Here is a 17,142-nt window from a genome sequence, read left to right as displayed (position 1 = left end):
TTTGTGGGCCGGCGCCGACTTTGAGCAGCGGAGGGTTCTCATGGCAGGGCGGCGGCTTGTTCCGGCTCAGCGGGGCATCTGGTTCGCGCAGCGGCTTGATCCGGCCAGTCCGGCGTTCAACGTCGGCGGGTACCTCGAGGTGCGGGGGGCCGTGGATCTGGGGCGGCTGCGGGAAGCGGCGAGGGTGGTCGCGGCGGAGAACGACGCTTTGTGGTTGCGCTTCCGAGAGGTTGATGGGGAGCCGGTGCAGGAGTTCGGGGTGGTGGTGGGTGCCGAGCCGGAGGTGATCGACCTGCGGGGCGAGGCGGATTCGGCGGCGGCCGCGCACGAGTTCATGCTCAACGACTTGGAGACCGGGGCGGGTGCGCGGTTCCGACATTGCCTCCTCCGGCTCGCCGATGACCGGGTTTACTGGCACAAGCGCTTTCACCACACCGTTCACGACGGGCACTCCCAGTTGCTGATGTGGCGGCGGCTGGCTGAGGTGTACCGGGGTGAGGGCGAGCCGATCGCCACCTTCGCCCATGTGCTGGACGACTACGACGAGTACGACGGGTCGGCCGAGCAGGCCGCCGACGCCGAGTTCTGGCGACGGCGGGTGGCCGACGCGCCTGCGGCGGTGTCGTGGGGCGAGCAGCCCTTGAGCGGCCGCAGCACGCGGGTGGGCGCCGAGTTCGGCGACGAGGTCTTCGCCGGTCTGCGGGCGTTCGCGGAGCGCGCGGGAGTGACGTGGCGGCAGGCCATCGTCACGGCGGCTGTGCTGCACCGCTACCTGTGGACCGGTGACAGGGATGTGCTGCTCAGCCTGCCGGTCAGCATTCGGGGGTCGGCGCGGGCGCGGTCGGCGGCGGGGATGTCGTCGACCGTCATGCCGTTGCGAGTGCCCGTTGACCCCGCCTGCCGGGCCGCGGACCTCGCCGCGGCCGTGGCGGGCGAGGTGCGGTTGGTGCAGCGGCACCAGCGGTTCGACCCGGCCGTGCTGTTGCGGGAGCTGGGCCGCCGCCAGTTCGGGCCGGTGGTCAACATCCTTACCGACGCCCAGGGCATCGAGTTCGACGGTGTCGCGGCACGGGCGCGGGTCGTCGCCATCGGCGGCACCGGTGACGAGATGGCCGTGATGGTGACCCGGTTCGCGGGCGGTTTGCGGGTGGAGTTCTCCGTCGACGAGGCACTGCCGGTCGATCTCCGGGCGCACCTGAGCGCGTTCCGCGAGATCGTCGGCGCGCTCGCGGCCGACCCCGACGTGCGCGTCGCCGACATCGACGCCCTGACAGCCGCCGAGCAGGAAACAGTCTTGCGCGAGTGGAACCCCCGGCCTGCCCCGGCCGAGGACGTCACCCTGGTCGAGCTGTTCGAGCGCGTGGCCGACACCGACGCCACCGCCCTGGTCTTCGGCGCCGATCGGGTTTCCTACCGGGACTTGAACGCCCGCGCCAACCACCTCGCCCAGCGACTGCGCGCGGCCGGGGTCGAGCGTGGGGACTTGGTCGGTGTGCTCGCCGAGCGCGGGATCGACTTCGCTGTCGCGGTCGTCGCCGTTGTGAAGGCAGGCGCTGGGTACGCGGTGTTGGACCCGGAGTTCCCGGACGAGCGACTGGGTGTCGTCGTCGCCGATGCCGGGGTGCGGCTCATCGTGGCCGATGCGGCGCAGTGCGACCGCGCGGAGGGGTTGGCCTCTGCCGTCGTGGTGGTCGACCAGGGCCGGGACGGGACCAACCCGGGGATGGTCGCCACCGCCGACGATGTCGCGTGCGTCATGTTCACCTCCGGCTCCACCGGGCGCGCCAAGGGGGTCTTGGCCCCGCATCGCGCCCTGGTGGGGACGTTGGCCGCGCAGGAGTACGCCACCTTCGGGCCGGATGAGGTGTTCCTGCAGTGCTCGCCGGTGTCGTGGGACGCGTTCTCGCTCGAGTTCTGGGGAGCGCTCGCCTTCGGCGGCGCCTGCGTGCTCCAGCCCGGCCAGCGCCCCGACCCCGGGGTGATCGCCGACCTGGTGGGACGGCACGGGGTGACGATGCTCCAGGTCTCGTCCAGCTTGTTCAACTTCCTCGTCGACGAGTACCCGAGCGCGTTCGACGGTGTGCGGTTGGCCTTCACCGGCGGTGAGGCTGCTTCCGCCGTGCACGTCGCGCGGGCGCTCGCCTCGCACCCGGGGCTGAGCGTGGCGAACGGCTACGGGCCCGCTGAGTCGATGGGCTTCACCACCACCCACACCGTGCCCGCGGACGTCGAAGGGGCGGTCCCGATCGGCCGTGCGGTGGTCAACAAGCGGGCCTACGTGCTCGACGACCGCCTCCGCCCCGCACCGGCCGGAGTGGTGGGCGAGGTGTACCTGGGCGGCGTCGGCCTGGCCCGGGGGTACGCTGCCCGGCCCGGGTTGACCGGCGAGCGGTTCGTCGCCGACCCGTTCGGCGTGCCGGGGGAGCGGATGTACCGCACCGGGGACCTGGCCCGGTGGGCCCCCGACGGGGTGCTGGACTTCGTCGGGCGGGTGGACGACCAGGTCAAGGTGCGCGGGTTCCGGGTCGAACCTGCCGAGGTCGAGGCCGTCCTGGTCCGCCACCCCGAGGTCACCCAGGTCGCGATCGTCGTCCAGCGCGACCCGGACCGGATCGTCGCCTACGCCGTGGGTGCGGTCGACGGGGCGACCCTGCGCGAGTGGTCGGCCGCTCGGCTGCCGGACCACCTGGTGCCCGCGGCCGTCGTCGTGCTGGACCGGCTGCCGCTCACCCCGAACGGCAAGCTCGACCGGCGGGCCCTGCCCGCGCCCGACTTCACCGCCGGTTGCACGGGCCGCGCCCCACGCACTCCGCGTGAGGAGATCCTCTGCGGTCTCTTCGCCGCGGTGCTCGGGGTCGACGCGGTGACCGTTGACGACGGCTTCTTCGACCTCGGGGGCGACTCGCTCATGGCCGCCCGGCTCGTCGCGCGAGTGCGCGAGGCCCTGGGCGTCGAGTTGACCATCCGGGACGTGTTCCAGTCGCCCTCCGTCGCCGCGCTCGACCCGCACCTGAACGTCACCGCCCAGGACCGGCCCGCGCTCGTGCGCGCCGACCGACCACGGCGCCCGCCACTGTCCGCCGCCCAGCGCAGGCTGTGGTTCCTCGACCGGTTCGACGGAGCGGGCGCCGCCTACACCGTGCCGATGCTCTTCCCGCTCACCGAACCGGTCGACACCGACGCGCTCGCCGCCGCCGTCCGGGACGTCGCCATGCGGCACGAACCGTTGCGCACGGTCTTCCCCATGGCCGGGGACGAGCCGTTCCAGCATGTGCTGCCGGAGCCTGGCCCAACCGTCTTCCAGGTAAGCGAGCAGGACGAGGACGCGGCCAAGCACCGCTTCGACCTGGCGGTGGAACCGCCCATCCGCGTCACGTTGTTCCCCGACCGGGTATTGATCCTGCTGCACCACATCACCACCGACGGCCTGTCGGTGCGCCCGCTGCTGGAAGACCTGCGCACGGCCTACGCGGCGCGCTGCCGGGGTGACGAGCCGCAGTGGGCCGAACTGCCCGTCTCCTACGTCGACTACACGCTGTGGCACCGCGAACTCCTCGGCTCCGAGGACGATCCGGGCAGCGTGGTCGCGCGCGGTCTCGACTTCTGGCGGAAAGCGCTCGACGACCTCCCCGAAGCGATCGCGCTGCCCTTCGACCGGCCACGACCACCGGTCCGCTCGCACCGGGGCGCGACCATCCCGTTCGCCTTGGACGCGGAGCGGGTCGCCGCGCTGGCGGCAGCGCACCGCGCCACACCGTTCATGGTCGCGCAAGCCGTGCTCGCGCTGACGCTGACCCGCTTGGGTGCGGGCGAGGACATCCCCATCGGTTCCCCTGTCGCCGGTCGTCCCGAGTCCACCGTGGACGATCTGGTTGGATTCTTCGTCAACACGCTAGTTCTGCGCACCGACACTTCCGGCGACCCGACCTTCGCCGAACTGCTGCGCCGGGTCCGCTCGACCGGGCTGGACGCCTACTCCCACCAGGAGATCCCATTCGATCGGGTGATTGATGCGGTCAACCCGGCCAGGTCGCTAGCCCGCCACCCGCTGTTCCAGGTCTGCCTCGCGCTGGAGGGCACGCCGCCCGAGGGCATGGCCTACGCCGAGACCGGCTCGGCGAAGTTCGACCTGGAGTTCCTGCTGCGCGAGGACATGACCGGCGTGGTCGTGTTCAACACCGACGTCTTCGACGCCCCCACCGTCGAGCGCCTCACCGCCACGGTGGCCCGCGTCCTCGACCAGGTCGCGGATGATCCGGGGCGGCGCGTGGGCGAGGTCGTCGTGCTCGACGAGGCACAGCGCGGGATCGTTGTCGGGGAATGGAACCCCGCCCCGGTCGACATCGCTGACGCCACGGTGGTTGAGCTGTTCGAGCAGGTGGCCGACAGCGACCGGACGGCGCTGGTGTTCAACGGCGAGGAGTTGTCCTACCGGCTGCTCAACGCCAGGGCGAACCGGCTCGCCCGGCATCTCATGGGTCGAGGTGTGAAACGAGGGGATGTCGTCGGCGTGCTCGTCGAGCGGGGCATCGACTTCGCCGTCGCCGTCGTCGCGGTGGTCAAGGCCGGAGCGGGGTACACCGTGCTGGACCCCGATTTCCCGGATGACCGGCTCGCCGTGGTCGTCGCGGACACCGGGGTGGGGGTGGTGGTCACGACCGAGGGCCTCAAGGGGCGGGTCACCGTCGAGCCAGTGTTGGAACCGAGCGAGGGCGAGACAGCGAATCTCGACATCGACATCTCGCCCGCGGATGTCGCCTGCGTGATGTTCACGTCCGGGTCCACTGGCCGCCCCAAGGGCGTGGTCGCTCCACACCGCGCGCTCGTGGGCACGCTGCTGGGCCAGGAGTACGCGACCTTCGGGCCGGATGAGGTTTTCCTGCAGTGCTCGCCGGTGTCGTGGGACGCGTTCTCGCTCGAGTTCTGGGGCGCCCTCGCCTTCGGGGGGACGTGTGTCCTGCACCCGGGGCAGCGGCCCGAGCCCGCGGTGGTCGCAGACCTGGTGGGCAAGCATGGGGTGACGATGCTGCAGGTGTCGTCCAGCCTCTTCAACTATCTGGTCGACGAGTGCCCGCAAGCGTTCGCACCGCTGCGCATCGCTTTCACCGGCGGAGAGGCGGCCTCTGCGGTCCACGTCGCCCGCATCCTCGCGAAACACCCTGGTCTCACCGTCTCCAACGGCTATGGGCCCGCCGAGTCGATGGGTTTCACCACTACCCACACCGCGCACGCGGACATCGAGGGGCCTGTTCCCGTGGGGCGCGCTGTCGCCAACAAGCGCGCTTATGTGCTCGACAAGTGGCTGCACCCCGTCCAGCCCGGTGTCGTCGGAGAGGTCTATCTGGGTGGCGTCGGTCTTGCACGGGGGTATGCGGGGCGTCCAGGGATCACGGCTGAGCGTTTCGTGGCTGATCCCCTGGGCGCGCCCGGTGAGCGCATGTACCGCACGGGTGACCTGGCCAGGTGGACTGCTGACGGGGTGTTGGACTTCGTCGGTCGGGCAGACGACCAGGTGAAGATCCGCGGGTTCCGGGTCGAACCCGGCGAGGTCGAGGCCGTCTTGACCGCCCACCCGGGCACCACCCAGGCTGCCGTCCTCGCCTGGCGTTCCGACGGGCCGGCCCGCCTGGTCGCCTACGTCGTCGGCAGCACGACCGGCAGGCAGCTTCGCGCCTGGGCCGCGGACCGGCTCCCGGAGCACATGGTGCCCTCCGCCATCACGGTCCTCGACCGCATCCCCATCACCCCCAACGGCAAGCTGGACCGCAAAGCCCTCCCCGAACCCGAGTTGCACGGCAACGCCGGGGGGCGTGCGGCCCGCACCCCGCGCGAGACAGTCCTGTGCGCGCTCTACGCCGAACTCTTGTCCATAGAGACCCCCACCATCGACGACAGCTTCTTCGACCTCGGGGGCCACTCACTGCTTGGCGCCCGCCTCATCAGCAGGGTCCGCAACGCACTCGACGTCGAGCTGACGATCCGGGACATCTTTAAGGCCCCCACCGTCGCGCAGCTCGCGGAGGTCATCGACACGAAGGGCAAGCCCACGCGCAGGCCCATGCTCCGCCGCAGGACGCAGACAACCATCTGAACCGCTACGGGAAGACCCCGTCGAGAACCTCTCGGCGGGGTCTCCGCGCGTATCGGGACCGGCAGTGCCCATACCGCCGCTAACTGCCGCTGCGAGTGCCTCTCGCAAAGTATTGCCGCACATAGTGTTTCCGCATCAGACAGTGACCCTGGACCAGATGGAGCGAAACCATGAGCGCGCCCACGATGGCCGACCGCGAAGACGTGGTCTGGGCACTCGGCACCGGTACCGCGGACCTGCTCGTGCTCCCGCACGCGGGGGGCAACGCCCACGCCTACGCCGAGTGGCGGGAGCACCTGCCGGAGAGCCTGCGGCTGCTCATCGGCCAATACCCGGGCCGGGGCGCCCGCTTCGTCGACGACCTGCCCGAGAGCGTGGCCGACCTGGCGGGCCCAGTCGTCGACTGCCTGCCCGAGGACACCGGCGACCTGGTGGTGCTGGGGCACTCGATGGGCTCCCTGGTCGCCTTCGAGGTGGCCCGGCTGCTCACCGAGCGCGGCACCCCGCCCAAGGGCCTCATCGTCAGCGCCTGCCGCGCCCCGCACCTGGCCAACCCCGCCCCGGTGCGCGCCGAGCGCCTCGACGACGACGAGCTGGTGGCGGCCATCAAGGCCCGCGGCGGCACCCAGGACGAGATCCTCGACGAGCCGGAGCTGCGGGAGATCATCGTCCCGGCCATCCGGGCCGACTTCGGCATCGACGACGTCTACCGCTACACCGGCCCGACCACCCCGCTGACCTGCCCGGTCACCGTGTTCGGTGGCGACGCCGACCCGATCGTCCCGGTGGCGACGCTGCCGCAGTGGGCCACCTCGACCTCGGCGTCGGCGCACGTCGAGATGTTCGCCGGGGACCACTTCTACTTCCAGCAGGACCTGCCCCCGTTCCTCGCGCGGGTCGGCCAGGTCGTCCAGAGCCTGCTCGGCTGACCCAGGAGAGGAACAAGACGATGACATCCCTCGACAACTCGGTGCGTGCGCTGGAGGTCAGCCGCGAACCCGGCAAGCCCCCGATCGCCACCGCCCCCGTGACCGCGGACCTGGACGAGGCGGTGCGCTGGGTGACCGGCGCCCTCCCCGCGATCCGCGCCGAGCTGCTCAGCTCCGGCTGCCTGATGCTGCGCGGTCTCCCGGTCACCACCAACGAGGCGTTCGCGGCGGTGCGTGACGTCCTCTTCCCCAAGCGCGCCAACTACAAGGAGAAGGCCACCCCGCGGTCCGACTTCGGGGACGGGGTCTTCTCCTCCACCGACCTCCCCGCGGTCCAGCCGATCCGCCTGCATAACGAGAACAGCTACACCCTGGACTTCCCCGGCGCTTTGCTGTTCGGCTGCCTCATCGCCCCTGAGACCGGCGGCGCCACCACCGTGGGCGACATGCGCAAGGCCCTCGCGCTGCTGCCCGAGGACCTGCGTGAGCGCTGCGAGAAGATGGGCTGGCTGCTCGTGCGCAACTACTCCGAGATGGCCGGCCTGCCGTGGCAGACCTCCTTCGCCACCGAGGACAAGGCGGTCGCGGAGGCCTACTGCACGGAGAACACCATCGGTTACGAGTGGGTGGACGAGGACTCCTTCCGCACCACCCAGCGCCGCTCCGCGGTCGTGACCCACCCTGTCACCGGCGACCGGGTGTGGTTCAACCACATGGCCTTCTGGAACTCCTGGAGCCTGGACCCCGACATCCGCGATGTCCTCGTGGAGACCTACGGGGAGGACGGCCTCCCGTTCGCGACCTATGTCGGTGACGGCACCGCGCTCACGCGTGAGGAGGCTGAAGCGCTCAACGAGGTCTACAACAAGGTGACCATGCGCGAGACCTATCAGGCGGGCGACCTCCTGCTGGTCGACAACATCCTGTGCGCGCACGGCCGCGAGGCCTTCACCGGCGCCCGCAAGATCGTGGTCGGCATGGGCGACCCGGTCGCGCTGGCCGACTGCGCGCCCACCGCGCAGCCCTCGACGACCCGGTACGGGGCCTGACATGGACCTCATCACCCGACTCGCCGCCGTCCCCGCGGACCGGCCCGCCCTCGTCGCCCATGGGCGCGAGCTGACCTTCGGTGAGCTGCGCGCCGAGGCCGCCAGGATCGCGGGCGCGCTGACCGCGCGGGGCATCGGCCGGGAGAGCCTGGTCGCGATCAGCCTCCCGCGCGGCACCGACCTGGTCGTCGCCCTGCTCGGCGCGCTCACCGCGGGCGCCGCCTACCTGCCGGTCGACCCGGCGCTGCCCGCCGAGCGCCGCCGCTACCTGGTCGCCGACGCCCGCGCCGACCTGCTCATCGGCGAGCCCGCCGGTGAGGTCGAGGCGGTCAGCGTCGTCGACCTCGGCGCGGGGCACAGCGCGGAGTTCACCCCGGTCGAGGTCAGCCCGGGGAACCTGGCGTACGTCATCTACACCTCCGGCTCCACGGGCCTGCCCAAGGGCGTGGAGATCACCCGGGGGAGCGCGGCCCTGCTGGTCGAGGCCCTGGAGGAGGCTGGGATCTCGGCCACCGACGGTGGGCGGGTCGGGTGGAACGCCTCGGCCTCGTTCGACGCGTCAGTGCAGCAGTGGACCCGGTTGTGCCGGGGTGACGCGGTGGTCGTCCTGGACGACGCGACCCGCGCGGACCCGGCGCTGATGGCCGCTCTGGTTGTCGAACAGCGGCTCACGGACCTCGACCTCACCCCGTCGCACGCGGAGGCGCTTGTTCCGCTGCTCACCGAGTTGGAGAGCCCGCTGACGCTGCTTGTAGGGGGCGAGCCGATCAGCCCCTCGTTGTGGGAGCGCATGGCGTCTTTGCGGAACGTGCGGGCGGTGAACCTCTATGGGCCCACTGAGTGCACTGTCGACGCCACCGCAGGTTGGATCGCGCAGGGGGAGAGCCCCCACATCGGCACCGTTCTGCCCGGCCTCGATCTGCTGCTGCTCGACGAGAAGCTCAGCCAGGTCGAGGACGGCGAAGTCGGTGAGATCCACCTTCGGGGCGCGCGCGTCGCCCGCGGATACCGCAATCGACCGGGTCTCACCGCTGAGCGATTCGTCGCCGGGCCGGACGGTTCGCGCGTGTACCGCACGGGTGACCTCGCGCGCAGGCGTTCCAACGGCGACATCGAGTACATCGGCCGTCGTGACAACCAGGTCAAGGTGCACGGCTACCGGATCGAGCTCGGCGAGGTCGAGGCGGCGCTGACCCGCTGCCCCGACGTGGTCGAGTCGGCCGTGCTGCTGCGCGACGACCTGCCGAGCGGGACGGCGCTCGTGGGCTACTACCGTGCCACCGCAAGCGTTTCCGCCGACGCCCTCGCTGGTCGGCTCGCCGATGTCCTGCCCAGGTACATGGTCCCGTCGGTCCTCGTTCAGGTGAACGCTTTCCCTCGAACGGTTAATGGCAAGCTCGATCGAGAACTTCTGCCGCTGCCCGAGACGACTCCAGCGCAGACAGCAGGTTCAGGCCTGGACAGCGCGGCGGAGCGGTTGATCGCCGAGGTCTGGTCCTATGTGCTCGGTGTCGACGGCCTGTCCGCCGACGCCAACTTCTTCAAGTTGGGCGGGCACTCCCTGCTGGCGATCAAGCTGGTGGCCCGGGTGCGGGCGGAGTTGAAGGTGGCGCTGCCGGTCAAGGCGGTCTACCAGAACCCCCGCCTGCGTGACCTGGCTCGGGTCATCGAAACCATTCAGGCATAACTGTTTCCGGGTCGCCGTCCACTTATCCACAGCCGGAGGCTGGCATGTTCCCTTTGTCGTACGCGCAGCGCAGACTGTGGTTCGTGAACAGGCTCGAAGGACCCAACTCCGCCTACAACGTCCCGGTCGTGCTGCGGCTGACCGGGGCGCTGGACCTCGCCGCCCTGCGCGAGGCCCTGACCGACGTGGTCGACCGGCACGAGGTGCTGCGCACGGTCTACCCGGCGGTGGACGGTGAGCCGGTCCAGCGCGTGCTCCCGGTGACGGCGCCGGAGTTCGAGGTGGTCGACGGGGCGGAGGTCGGGCGGCAGGTGGCGGACTTCGCCAACCAGGCGTTCGACCTCGCCTCGGACCTCCCGGTGCGGGCCCGGGTGTTCCGCGTGGGCGACGAGGAGAACGTGCTCGTCGTGCTGTTGCACCACATCGCCGCTGACGGCTGGTCCATGGCGCCACTGCTGCGGGACCTGGCGCAGGCCTACGCGGCGCGGCTGGCAGGCGCGGCCCCGGGGTGGGAGCCGCTGCCGGTGCAGTACTCCGACTACGCGCTCTGGCAGCGCGAAGTCCTGGAGTCCGAAGAGGATGGTTTGTCGCTGGCCGGGGCGCAGGCGGCGTTCTGGCGTGCGGCGCTGGCGGGGGCACCGCCGGTGCTGCCGCTGCCGGTGGACCGGGTTCGTCCGCAGAACCCCACCGGCCGGGGCGGCCGGGTCATCCACAGCGTCGGCGCCGAGGTGCGCCGCGGGGTGGCCGAGCTGGCCCGCTCGCGTGGCGCCACCTTGTTCATGGCGTTGCAGGCCTGTCTCGCGGTGACGCTGGACCAGGTGGGCGCGGGTCAGGACATCCCCATCGCCACGGCGGTTGCCGGGCGCGGTGACGAGGCCCTCGACGACCTGGTCGGCTTCTTCGTCAACACCGTGGTCACACGCACCGACACCTCTGGCGCCCCGAGCGCCGCCGGGCTGCTCGACCGGGTCCGCGACGCCGACCTCGCCGTGTTCGAGCACCAGGAGCTGCCGTTCGACCTGGTGGTCGAGGCGCTGAGCCCGGCGCGGTCGCTGGCCTGGCACCCGCTGGTCCAAGTGATGCTCGTCCTGCAGAACAACGCCGCCGTCCGACTCGACTTCGCGAACCTCACCGCGGTCGAGGAGCCCTCGCGGCTGGAGTCGACCAAGTTCGACCTGTCGGTCACCTGCGTGGAGAACGCCGATGGTGGGCTCGACACCTGGTTCGAGTACGCGACCGACCTGTTCGACGAGTGGACCGTCGAGCTGCTCGCCGACGTCTTCGGCCGCGTCCTCGCGGCGATGGCCGCCACGCCGGAGGCGACGATGGCCGACCTGCGCGTGCTCACCGAGGAGGAGCGCCTGCTGCTGGTGGACGACCGCGCCGCGGTGCGCGCGGAATCGCTGGCGGTGGTGGAGCGGCTGTCGGCGCAGGAGAGTGGGGGAGAAGACCGCGCGCTGACGCCGAGGCAGGAGATCCTGAGCGGTCTGTTCGCCGACGTGCTGGGACACCCGGTGGCGCCGTCCGACAACTTCTTCAAGGTCGGCGGGCACTCGCTGCTCGCGGTGCGGCTCACCGGCCGTGTCCGGGCCGTGCTCGGGGTGGAGGTGGGGGTTCGCGACCTGTTCCGCTCGCCGACGGTGGTGGGGTTGGACGCCCGGGTGGGGGAGCTGAGCGGGGCGCCTGCGCGGCCCGCACTGGCCCCGGTGCGGCGGCCGGACCCGCTGCCGCTGTCGTACGCGCAGCGCAGGCTGTGGTTCGTCGACCGGCTGGCAGGCCCGAGCTCGTCCTACAACGTCCCGGTGGTGCTGCGGCTCGGCGGGCCGGTCGACCCGGTGGCGCTGGAGTCCGCGCTGGCCGACGTCACCGCCCGGCACGAGGTGCTGCGCACCGTCTACCCGTCGGTCGACGGTGAGCCCGCCCAGGTCGTGCTCCCTGATGTCCGGCCTGAGCTGGTCCGGGCCGGGGACGTCAACGAGTTCGCCAACACCCCGTTCGATCTGGCGACCGAACCGCCGGTGCGCGCGCTGCTGACCGGTTCGACGCTGGTCGTGCTGCTGCACCACATCGCCGCCGACGGGTGGTCCTTGGGCCCGCTGCTGCGTGATCTGGCCACCGCCTACGACGCCCGCCGTCTCGGCGCGGCCCCGCGCTGGGAGCCGCTGCCGGTCCACTACGCCGACTACGCGCTCTGGCAGCGTGACCTGCTTGCCGGGTCCACGGACCTCGACTTCTGGCGCACGGCTCTCGACGGCGCGCCGACCGTGCTGTCGCTGCCCACTGACCGCCCCCGGCCGCGGACGCCGACCCACGCGGGCAAGGGCCTCGCGGTCACGCTCGACTCGGCGGCCTCAACGCGCCTCGCCGCGGTCGCCGCCGAAGCGGGCGCGACCCTGTTCATGGCCCTGCAGGCGGGGCTTGGCGTGCTGCTGTCCCGGCTCGGCGCGGGTGACGACGTCCTGATCGCCACCGCCGTGGCGGGGCGGGGCGACAGCGCTCTCGACGAGCTGGTCGGGTTCTTCGTCAACACCGTCGTCCTGCGCACCGACACCTCCGGCGACCCGACCGTGGGCGCGATGCTGGCCCGGGTGCGGGAGGCCGACCTGGCCGCGTTCGACCACCAGGAGCTGCCCTTCGACCTGCTCGTCGAGGGTGTCAACCCGGACCGGTCGCCCGCCTGGCACCCGCTGGTGCAGGTGATGCTGACCTTGCAGAACACCGCCAAGGCCGAACTGGCGCTCGGTGGTGTGCCCGCGGCGATGGAGCAGGTCGACCTGACCTCGACCAAGTTCGACCTGACCCTGTCGGCGACCGAGACCGACGCCGGGCTGGCTCTGTGGTTCGAATACGCCACCGACCTGTTCGACGCCCCCACTGTCGAGGCGATCGCCGGTCTCTACCTACGGGTTCTGACAGCCATGGGAGATGTGGAGACCACCGTGGACTCCCTGGCGCCGCTGACAGCGCAGGAGAGCTCCCGGTTCGCCCCGCGCCAGGCCGAAACCGTCCAGGTGGACACCGCGGCCGCGTCGGTGTCGCCGCGGGCGGAGATCCTCGCCGGGCTGTTCGGCGACACCCTCGGGCACCCGGTCGCCCCATCGGACAACTTCTTCAAGGTCGGTGGGCACTCGCTGCTCGCCGTGCGGCTGGTGTCGCGCATCCGGTCGGTGCTGGGCGTGGAGGTCGCCGTTCGCGACCTGTTCGCCAGCCCGACCCCCACCGGGCTGGACATCCGGATCGGCGAGCTGGCGGGCGCGCCCGTCCGCCCGGCCGTGGTCGTCGGGGAGCGGCCGGAGGTGCTGCCGCTGTCCTCGGCCCAGCGCAGGCTGTGGTTCGTCGACCGCATGGAGGGGCCGAGCACCTCCTACAACGTCCAGGTGGTCCGCCGACTCACCGGCGCCCTCGACCCCGCCGCGCTCGCGGCGGCCCTGGGCGACGTGGTCGCCCGCCACGAGGCGCTGCGCACCGTCTACCCGGCGATCGACGGCGAGCCACGCCAGCAGATCCGCGTCGACGCGGTCCCGGAGCTGGCCGTGCGCGACTGCCCGGCGGTGGCCGTGCCCGCCGAGGTGGCCTGCGCGTTGACCCACACCTTCGACCTCGCCGCCGACCTGCCGGTGCGGGCTTGGCTGTTCGTGGTCAGCCCCACTGAGCACGTGCTCGTGGTGATGGTGCACCACATCGCGACCGATGGCTGGTCCATGGGCCCGTTGCTGCGCGACCTCGCCACCGCCTACGCCGCTCGCAGGCGCGGGCGCGCCCCGGAGTGGGACGCGGAGCCCGTGCAGTACGCGGACTACACGCTGTGGCAGGCGGGCCTGCTCGCCGAGATCGGCCCCGCCCAGACGGAGTTCTGGCGAGCCGCGCTCGACGGCTCCCCCGAGGTGCTCGCGCTGCCGCACGACCGGGTCCGGCCGTCCGCGCCGACCTTCCGCGGCGACGCGGTGCCGTTCACCCTCGACGCGCCGACCCAGGCCGCCCTGCGCCGGGTCGCCACCGAGGCGGGCGCGACCCCGTTCATGGTGCTGCAGGCCGGGCTGGCGCTGCTGCTGTCGCGCTTCGGCGCGGGCGACGACGTGCCGATCGGCACCGTGGTCGCCGGGCGCGCCGACGCCGCGCTGGACGAGGTGGTCGGCTTCTTCGTCAACACCTTGGTGCTGCGCACCGACGTCTCCGGGGCCCCGACGTTCACCGAGCTGGTGGCCCGGGTGCGCGACGCCGACCTGGCCGCGTTCGACAACCAGGACCTGCCGTTCGAGGCGCTGGTCGAGGCGGTGAACCCGACCCGCTCACTGGCCTGGCACCCGTTGGTCCAGGTGATGCTGCTGCTCAACGACGCGCCCGCGCCCGCCGCCTTCGCCGACCTGGTCGCCACCGACGAGCCGTTCACCACCGGCACGGCCAAGTTCGACCTCACCCTGGCCGTGCACGAGACCCCCGACGGCGTCGAGGGCGTGCTCGAGTACGCGGCCGACCTGTTCGACCGGACCACCGCGCAGCGGTTCGCGGCGGCGCTGGCCCACCTGTTCGAACAGGTCGCCGCCGACCCGGCGCGGCCGGTCACCGAGGTCGAGGCGCTCACCCCCGCGCAGCGGCACGAGGTCGTCACGGGCTGGAACCCGGCGGCGGTCGAGCTGGGCGGGGTCACGCTGGTCGACCTCGTGCAGCGGCACCGGGTCGGCGACGCGCTGGTGTCCGGCGACGGGCGACTGGGCTACGCCGAGCTCAACGCCCGGGCCAACCGGTTGGCCCGGCACCTGCTCGACCAGGGCGTGCGGCGCGGCGACGTGGTCGGCGTGCTGATCGAACGCGGCATCGACCTCGCCGTCGCGGTGGTCGCGGTCGTCAAGGCGGGCGCCGGATACGCGGTGCTCGACCCGGGCTTGTCCGACCAGTTGGTCGCCGACACCGGGCTCGGTGTGGTCGTCACCGACGCCACGCTGGCGCAGCGGGTGCGCGGGCCGAGGACCGTGGACATCGCGCAGGTGCCCGAGCTGTCCGAGGCGGATCTCAACCTGCCCTTGTCGCCGGACGACCTCGCCTGTGTCGTGGTCGCCTCCGGGAAGGCGGTCTTGACCACCCACCGGACGGTGGTCGGCAGCCTGCTTGGACAGCAGTACGCCGCCTTCGGGCCGGATGCGGTGTTCCTGCAGTCCTCGCCGGTGGCCCAGAACGCATTCTCCCTGGAGTTCTGGGGCGCGCTGGCCTTCGGTGGCACGTGCGTGCTGTACCCGGGGCAGCGGCCGGAGCCCGCGGTGGTGCGGCGACTGGTGTCCGACCACGGTGTGACGATGCTCCACCTGGCATCCAGCCTGTTCAACCAGTTCGCCGACGAGTGCCCCGAGGCGTTCGACGGCGTCAGGACGGTCTTCACCGGTGGCGAGGCGGTCTCCGCCGCACACGTCGCCCGCATCCTGGCCCGGCACCCGGGTCTGAGCGTCGCCAACGCGTACGGGCCTGCCGAGTCGGCGGGTCTCACCACGACCCACGCCGTTCCCGCCGATGTCGACGGCGCCGTGCCGATCGGCCGGGCCGTGGTCGACAAGCGGGTTTACGTGCTCGACGCGCACTTGCGGCCGGTGGCCCCCGGTGTCGTGGGCGAGCTCTACCTCGGCGGCGGCTTGGCACGTGGATACGCCGGACGGCCCGGGGCGACGGCGGAGCGGTTCATCGCTGACCCGCTGGGTGCGGCCGGTGAGCGGATGCACCGCACCGGGGACCTGGCGCGGTGGACGGCCGACGGGGTGTTGGACCTTGTGGGGCGGGCGGACGAGCAGGTCACGATCCGCGGGCTCCGGGTGGAGCCCGCCGCGGTTGAGGCCGTGCTGGCGCGGCACCCCGATGTCGCCCAGGTGGCTGTGGTGGCCAGGCGGACCGGGGCACTGGTGGCCTACGTCGTGGCCCGGCCCGGTTCGACGGTGGTCGGCCGCGACCTGCGGACCTGGGCGGCGGGGGCCCTGCCGGAGCACCTGGTGCCCTCGGCGGTGGTGCCGCTGGCGCGGATGCCGGTCGCCGCCGACGGCACGCTCGACCGGGGTGCGCTGCCCGAGTCCGAGCTCGCCGCCACTGGCCGTGCCCCGCGCACGCCGCGGGAGGAGATCCTCTGCGGTCTGTTCGCCGAGGTGCTGGGCCACCCGGTGGCGCCGTCCGACAACTTCTTCAAGGTCGGCGGCCACTCGCTGCTGGCGGTGCGGCTCATCGGCCGGGTGCGGGCCATGCTCGGCGTCGAGGTGGGCGTGCGCGACCTGTTCCGCGCGCCGACCGCGGCCGGGCTGGCCACGCGGGTGGCGGAACTGTCCGGTGCGCCGGTGCGGCCCGCGCTCGTCCGACAGCACCGGCCGGACGTGCTGCCGCTGTCGTACGCCCAGCGCAGGCTGTGGTTCCTGGCCGAGCTGGAGGGGACCAGCCACACCTACAACACCTCCACCGTCCTGCGGGTGACCGGCGGGCTCGACGTCGACGCGCTGGCGCGGGCGGTGGAGCGGGTGGTGGCCCGGCACGAGGTGCTGCGCACGGTGTTCCCGTCGGTCGACGGCGAGCCGGTGCAGGTGGTGGTGCCGGTGGAGCGGGCGCGTTCGGTGGTCGAGGTGCGCGACTGCGCCCCGGACGCTGTGGAGTCCGCTGTGGACACCGCGACCGGACACGTGTTCGACCTCGGTGTCGAGCTGCCGGTGCGGGTCACCGTGTTGCGCGTCGCGCCGGGTGAGCACGTGGTGGTCGTGCTGGTGCACCACATCGCCGGGGACGGTTGGTCGATGGCGCCGCTGTTGCGCGACCTGGCCGCCGCCTACGCCGGGAACGAGGCCGGGCTGCCCGCGCTGCCGGTGCAGTACGCCGACTACGCGCTCTGGCAGCGCGACCTGCTCGCCGGCCTGCGCCCGGCACAGACGGCGTTCTGGCGGGCAGCGCTCGCCGGGGCGCCCGAGGTGCTGACCCTGCCCACCGACCGGCCGCGGCCCGCCGCGGCCTCGCACCTCGGTGACGTCGTGCCGTTCGTGCTCGACGCGGTCGCGCTGACCAGGCTGCGGGCACTGGCCTCGGCGACCGGCGCGACGGTGTTCATGGTCGTGCAGGCCGGGCTCGCGTTGCTGCTGTCGAAGATGGGCGCGGGCGAGGACGTCCCGGTGGGCGCCGCTGTCGCGGGCCGGCTGGATGAGGCGTTGGACGAGTTGGTCGGGTTTTTCGTCAACACGTTGGTGCTGCGCACGGATGTCTCCGGTGACCCGACGTTCGGTGAGTTGGTGGCCCGGGTGCGCGACGCCGACCTGGCCGCGTTCGAGCACCAGGACCTGCCATTCGACCTGCTGGTGGAGGAGTTGAACCCGGCCCGCTCGACCGCGCACCACCCGCTGTTCCAGGTGATGCTCGTGCTGCAGAACAACGCCG

At 72.1% G+C, this 17,142-nt stretch carries 5 protein-coding genes; all 5 read left to right on the top strand.

Annotated elements, in window-relative coordinates:
- The first annotated feature begins 40 nt into the window (after nucleotides 1–40).
- Nucleotides 41–6,091 carry a non-ribosomal peptide synthetase gene (locus tag GCL84_RS10880; RefSeq protein WP_156755304.1) on the top strand — a complete coding sequence of 2,017 codons (6,051 nt, stop codon included), beginning with the start codon at nucleotides 41–43 and terminating at the stop codon, nucleotides 6,089–6,091.
- Between the two features lie 170 nt (nucleotides 6,092–6,261).
- Nucleotides 6,262–7,020 carry a thioesterase II family protein gene (locus GCL84_RS10875; RefSeq protein WP_156755303.1) on the top strand — a complete coding sequence of 253 codons (759 nt, stop codon included), beginning with the start codon at nucleotides 6,262–6,264 and terminating at the stop codon, nucleotides 7,018–7,020.
- Nucleotides 7,021–7,040: 20 nt separating this feature from the next.
- Nucleotides 7,041–8,069, top strand: a complete 1,029-nt coding sequence (locus GCL84_RS10870; protein WP_156755302.1) for a TauD/TfdA family dioxygenase — start codon at nucleotides 7,041–7,043, stop codon at nucleotides 8,067–8,069.
- Between the two features lies 1 nt (nucleotide 8,070).
- The gene (locus GCL84_RS10865) at nucleotides 8,071–9,756 is read left to right on the top strand and encodes a non-ribosomal peptide synthetase (protein ID WP_156755301.1); all 1,686 of its coding nucleotides are present in this window, start codon (nucleotides 8,071–8,073) and stop codon (nucleotides 9,754–9,756) included.
- 83 nt (nucleotides 9,757–9,839) lie between these two features.
- Nucleotides 9,840–17,142 (top strand): condensation domain-containing protein (locus tag GCL84_RS10860; protein ID WP_235926146.1); only part of this gene is annotated, 7,303 nt, incomplete at its 3' end.

Source organism: Actinokineospora pegani, from assembly GCF_009745975.1.
Classification (GTDB): Bacteria; Actinomycetota; Actinomycetes; order Mycobacteriales; family Pseudonocardiaceae; genus Actinokineospora; species Actinokineospora pegani.
Note: the sequence above shows the minus strand (reverse complement) of the source record. Positions and strands in the feature narration are given on the sequence as shown.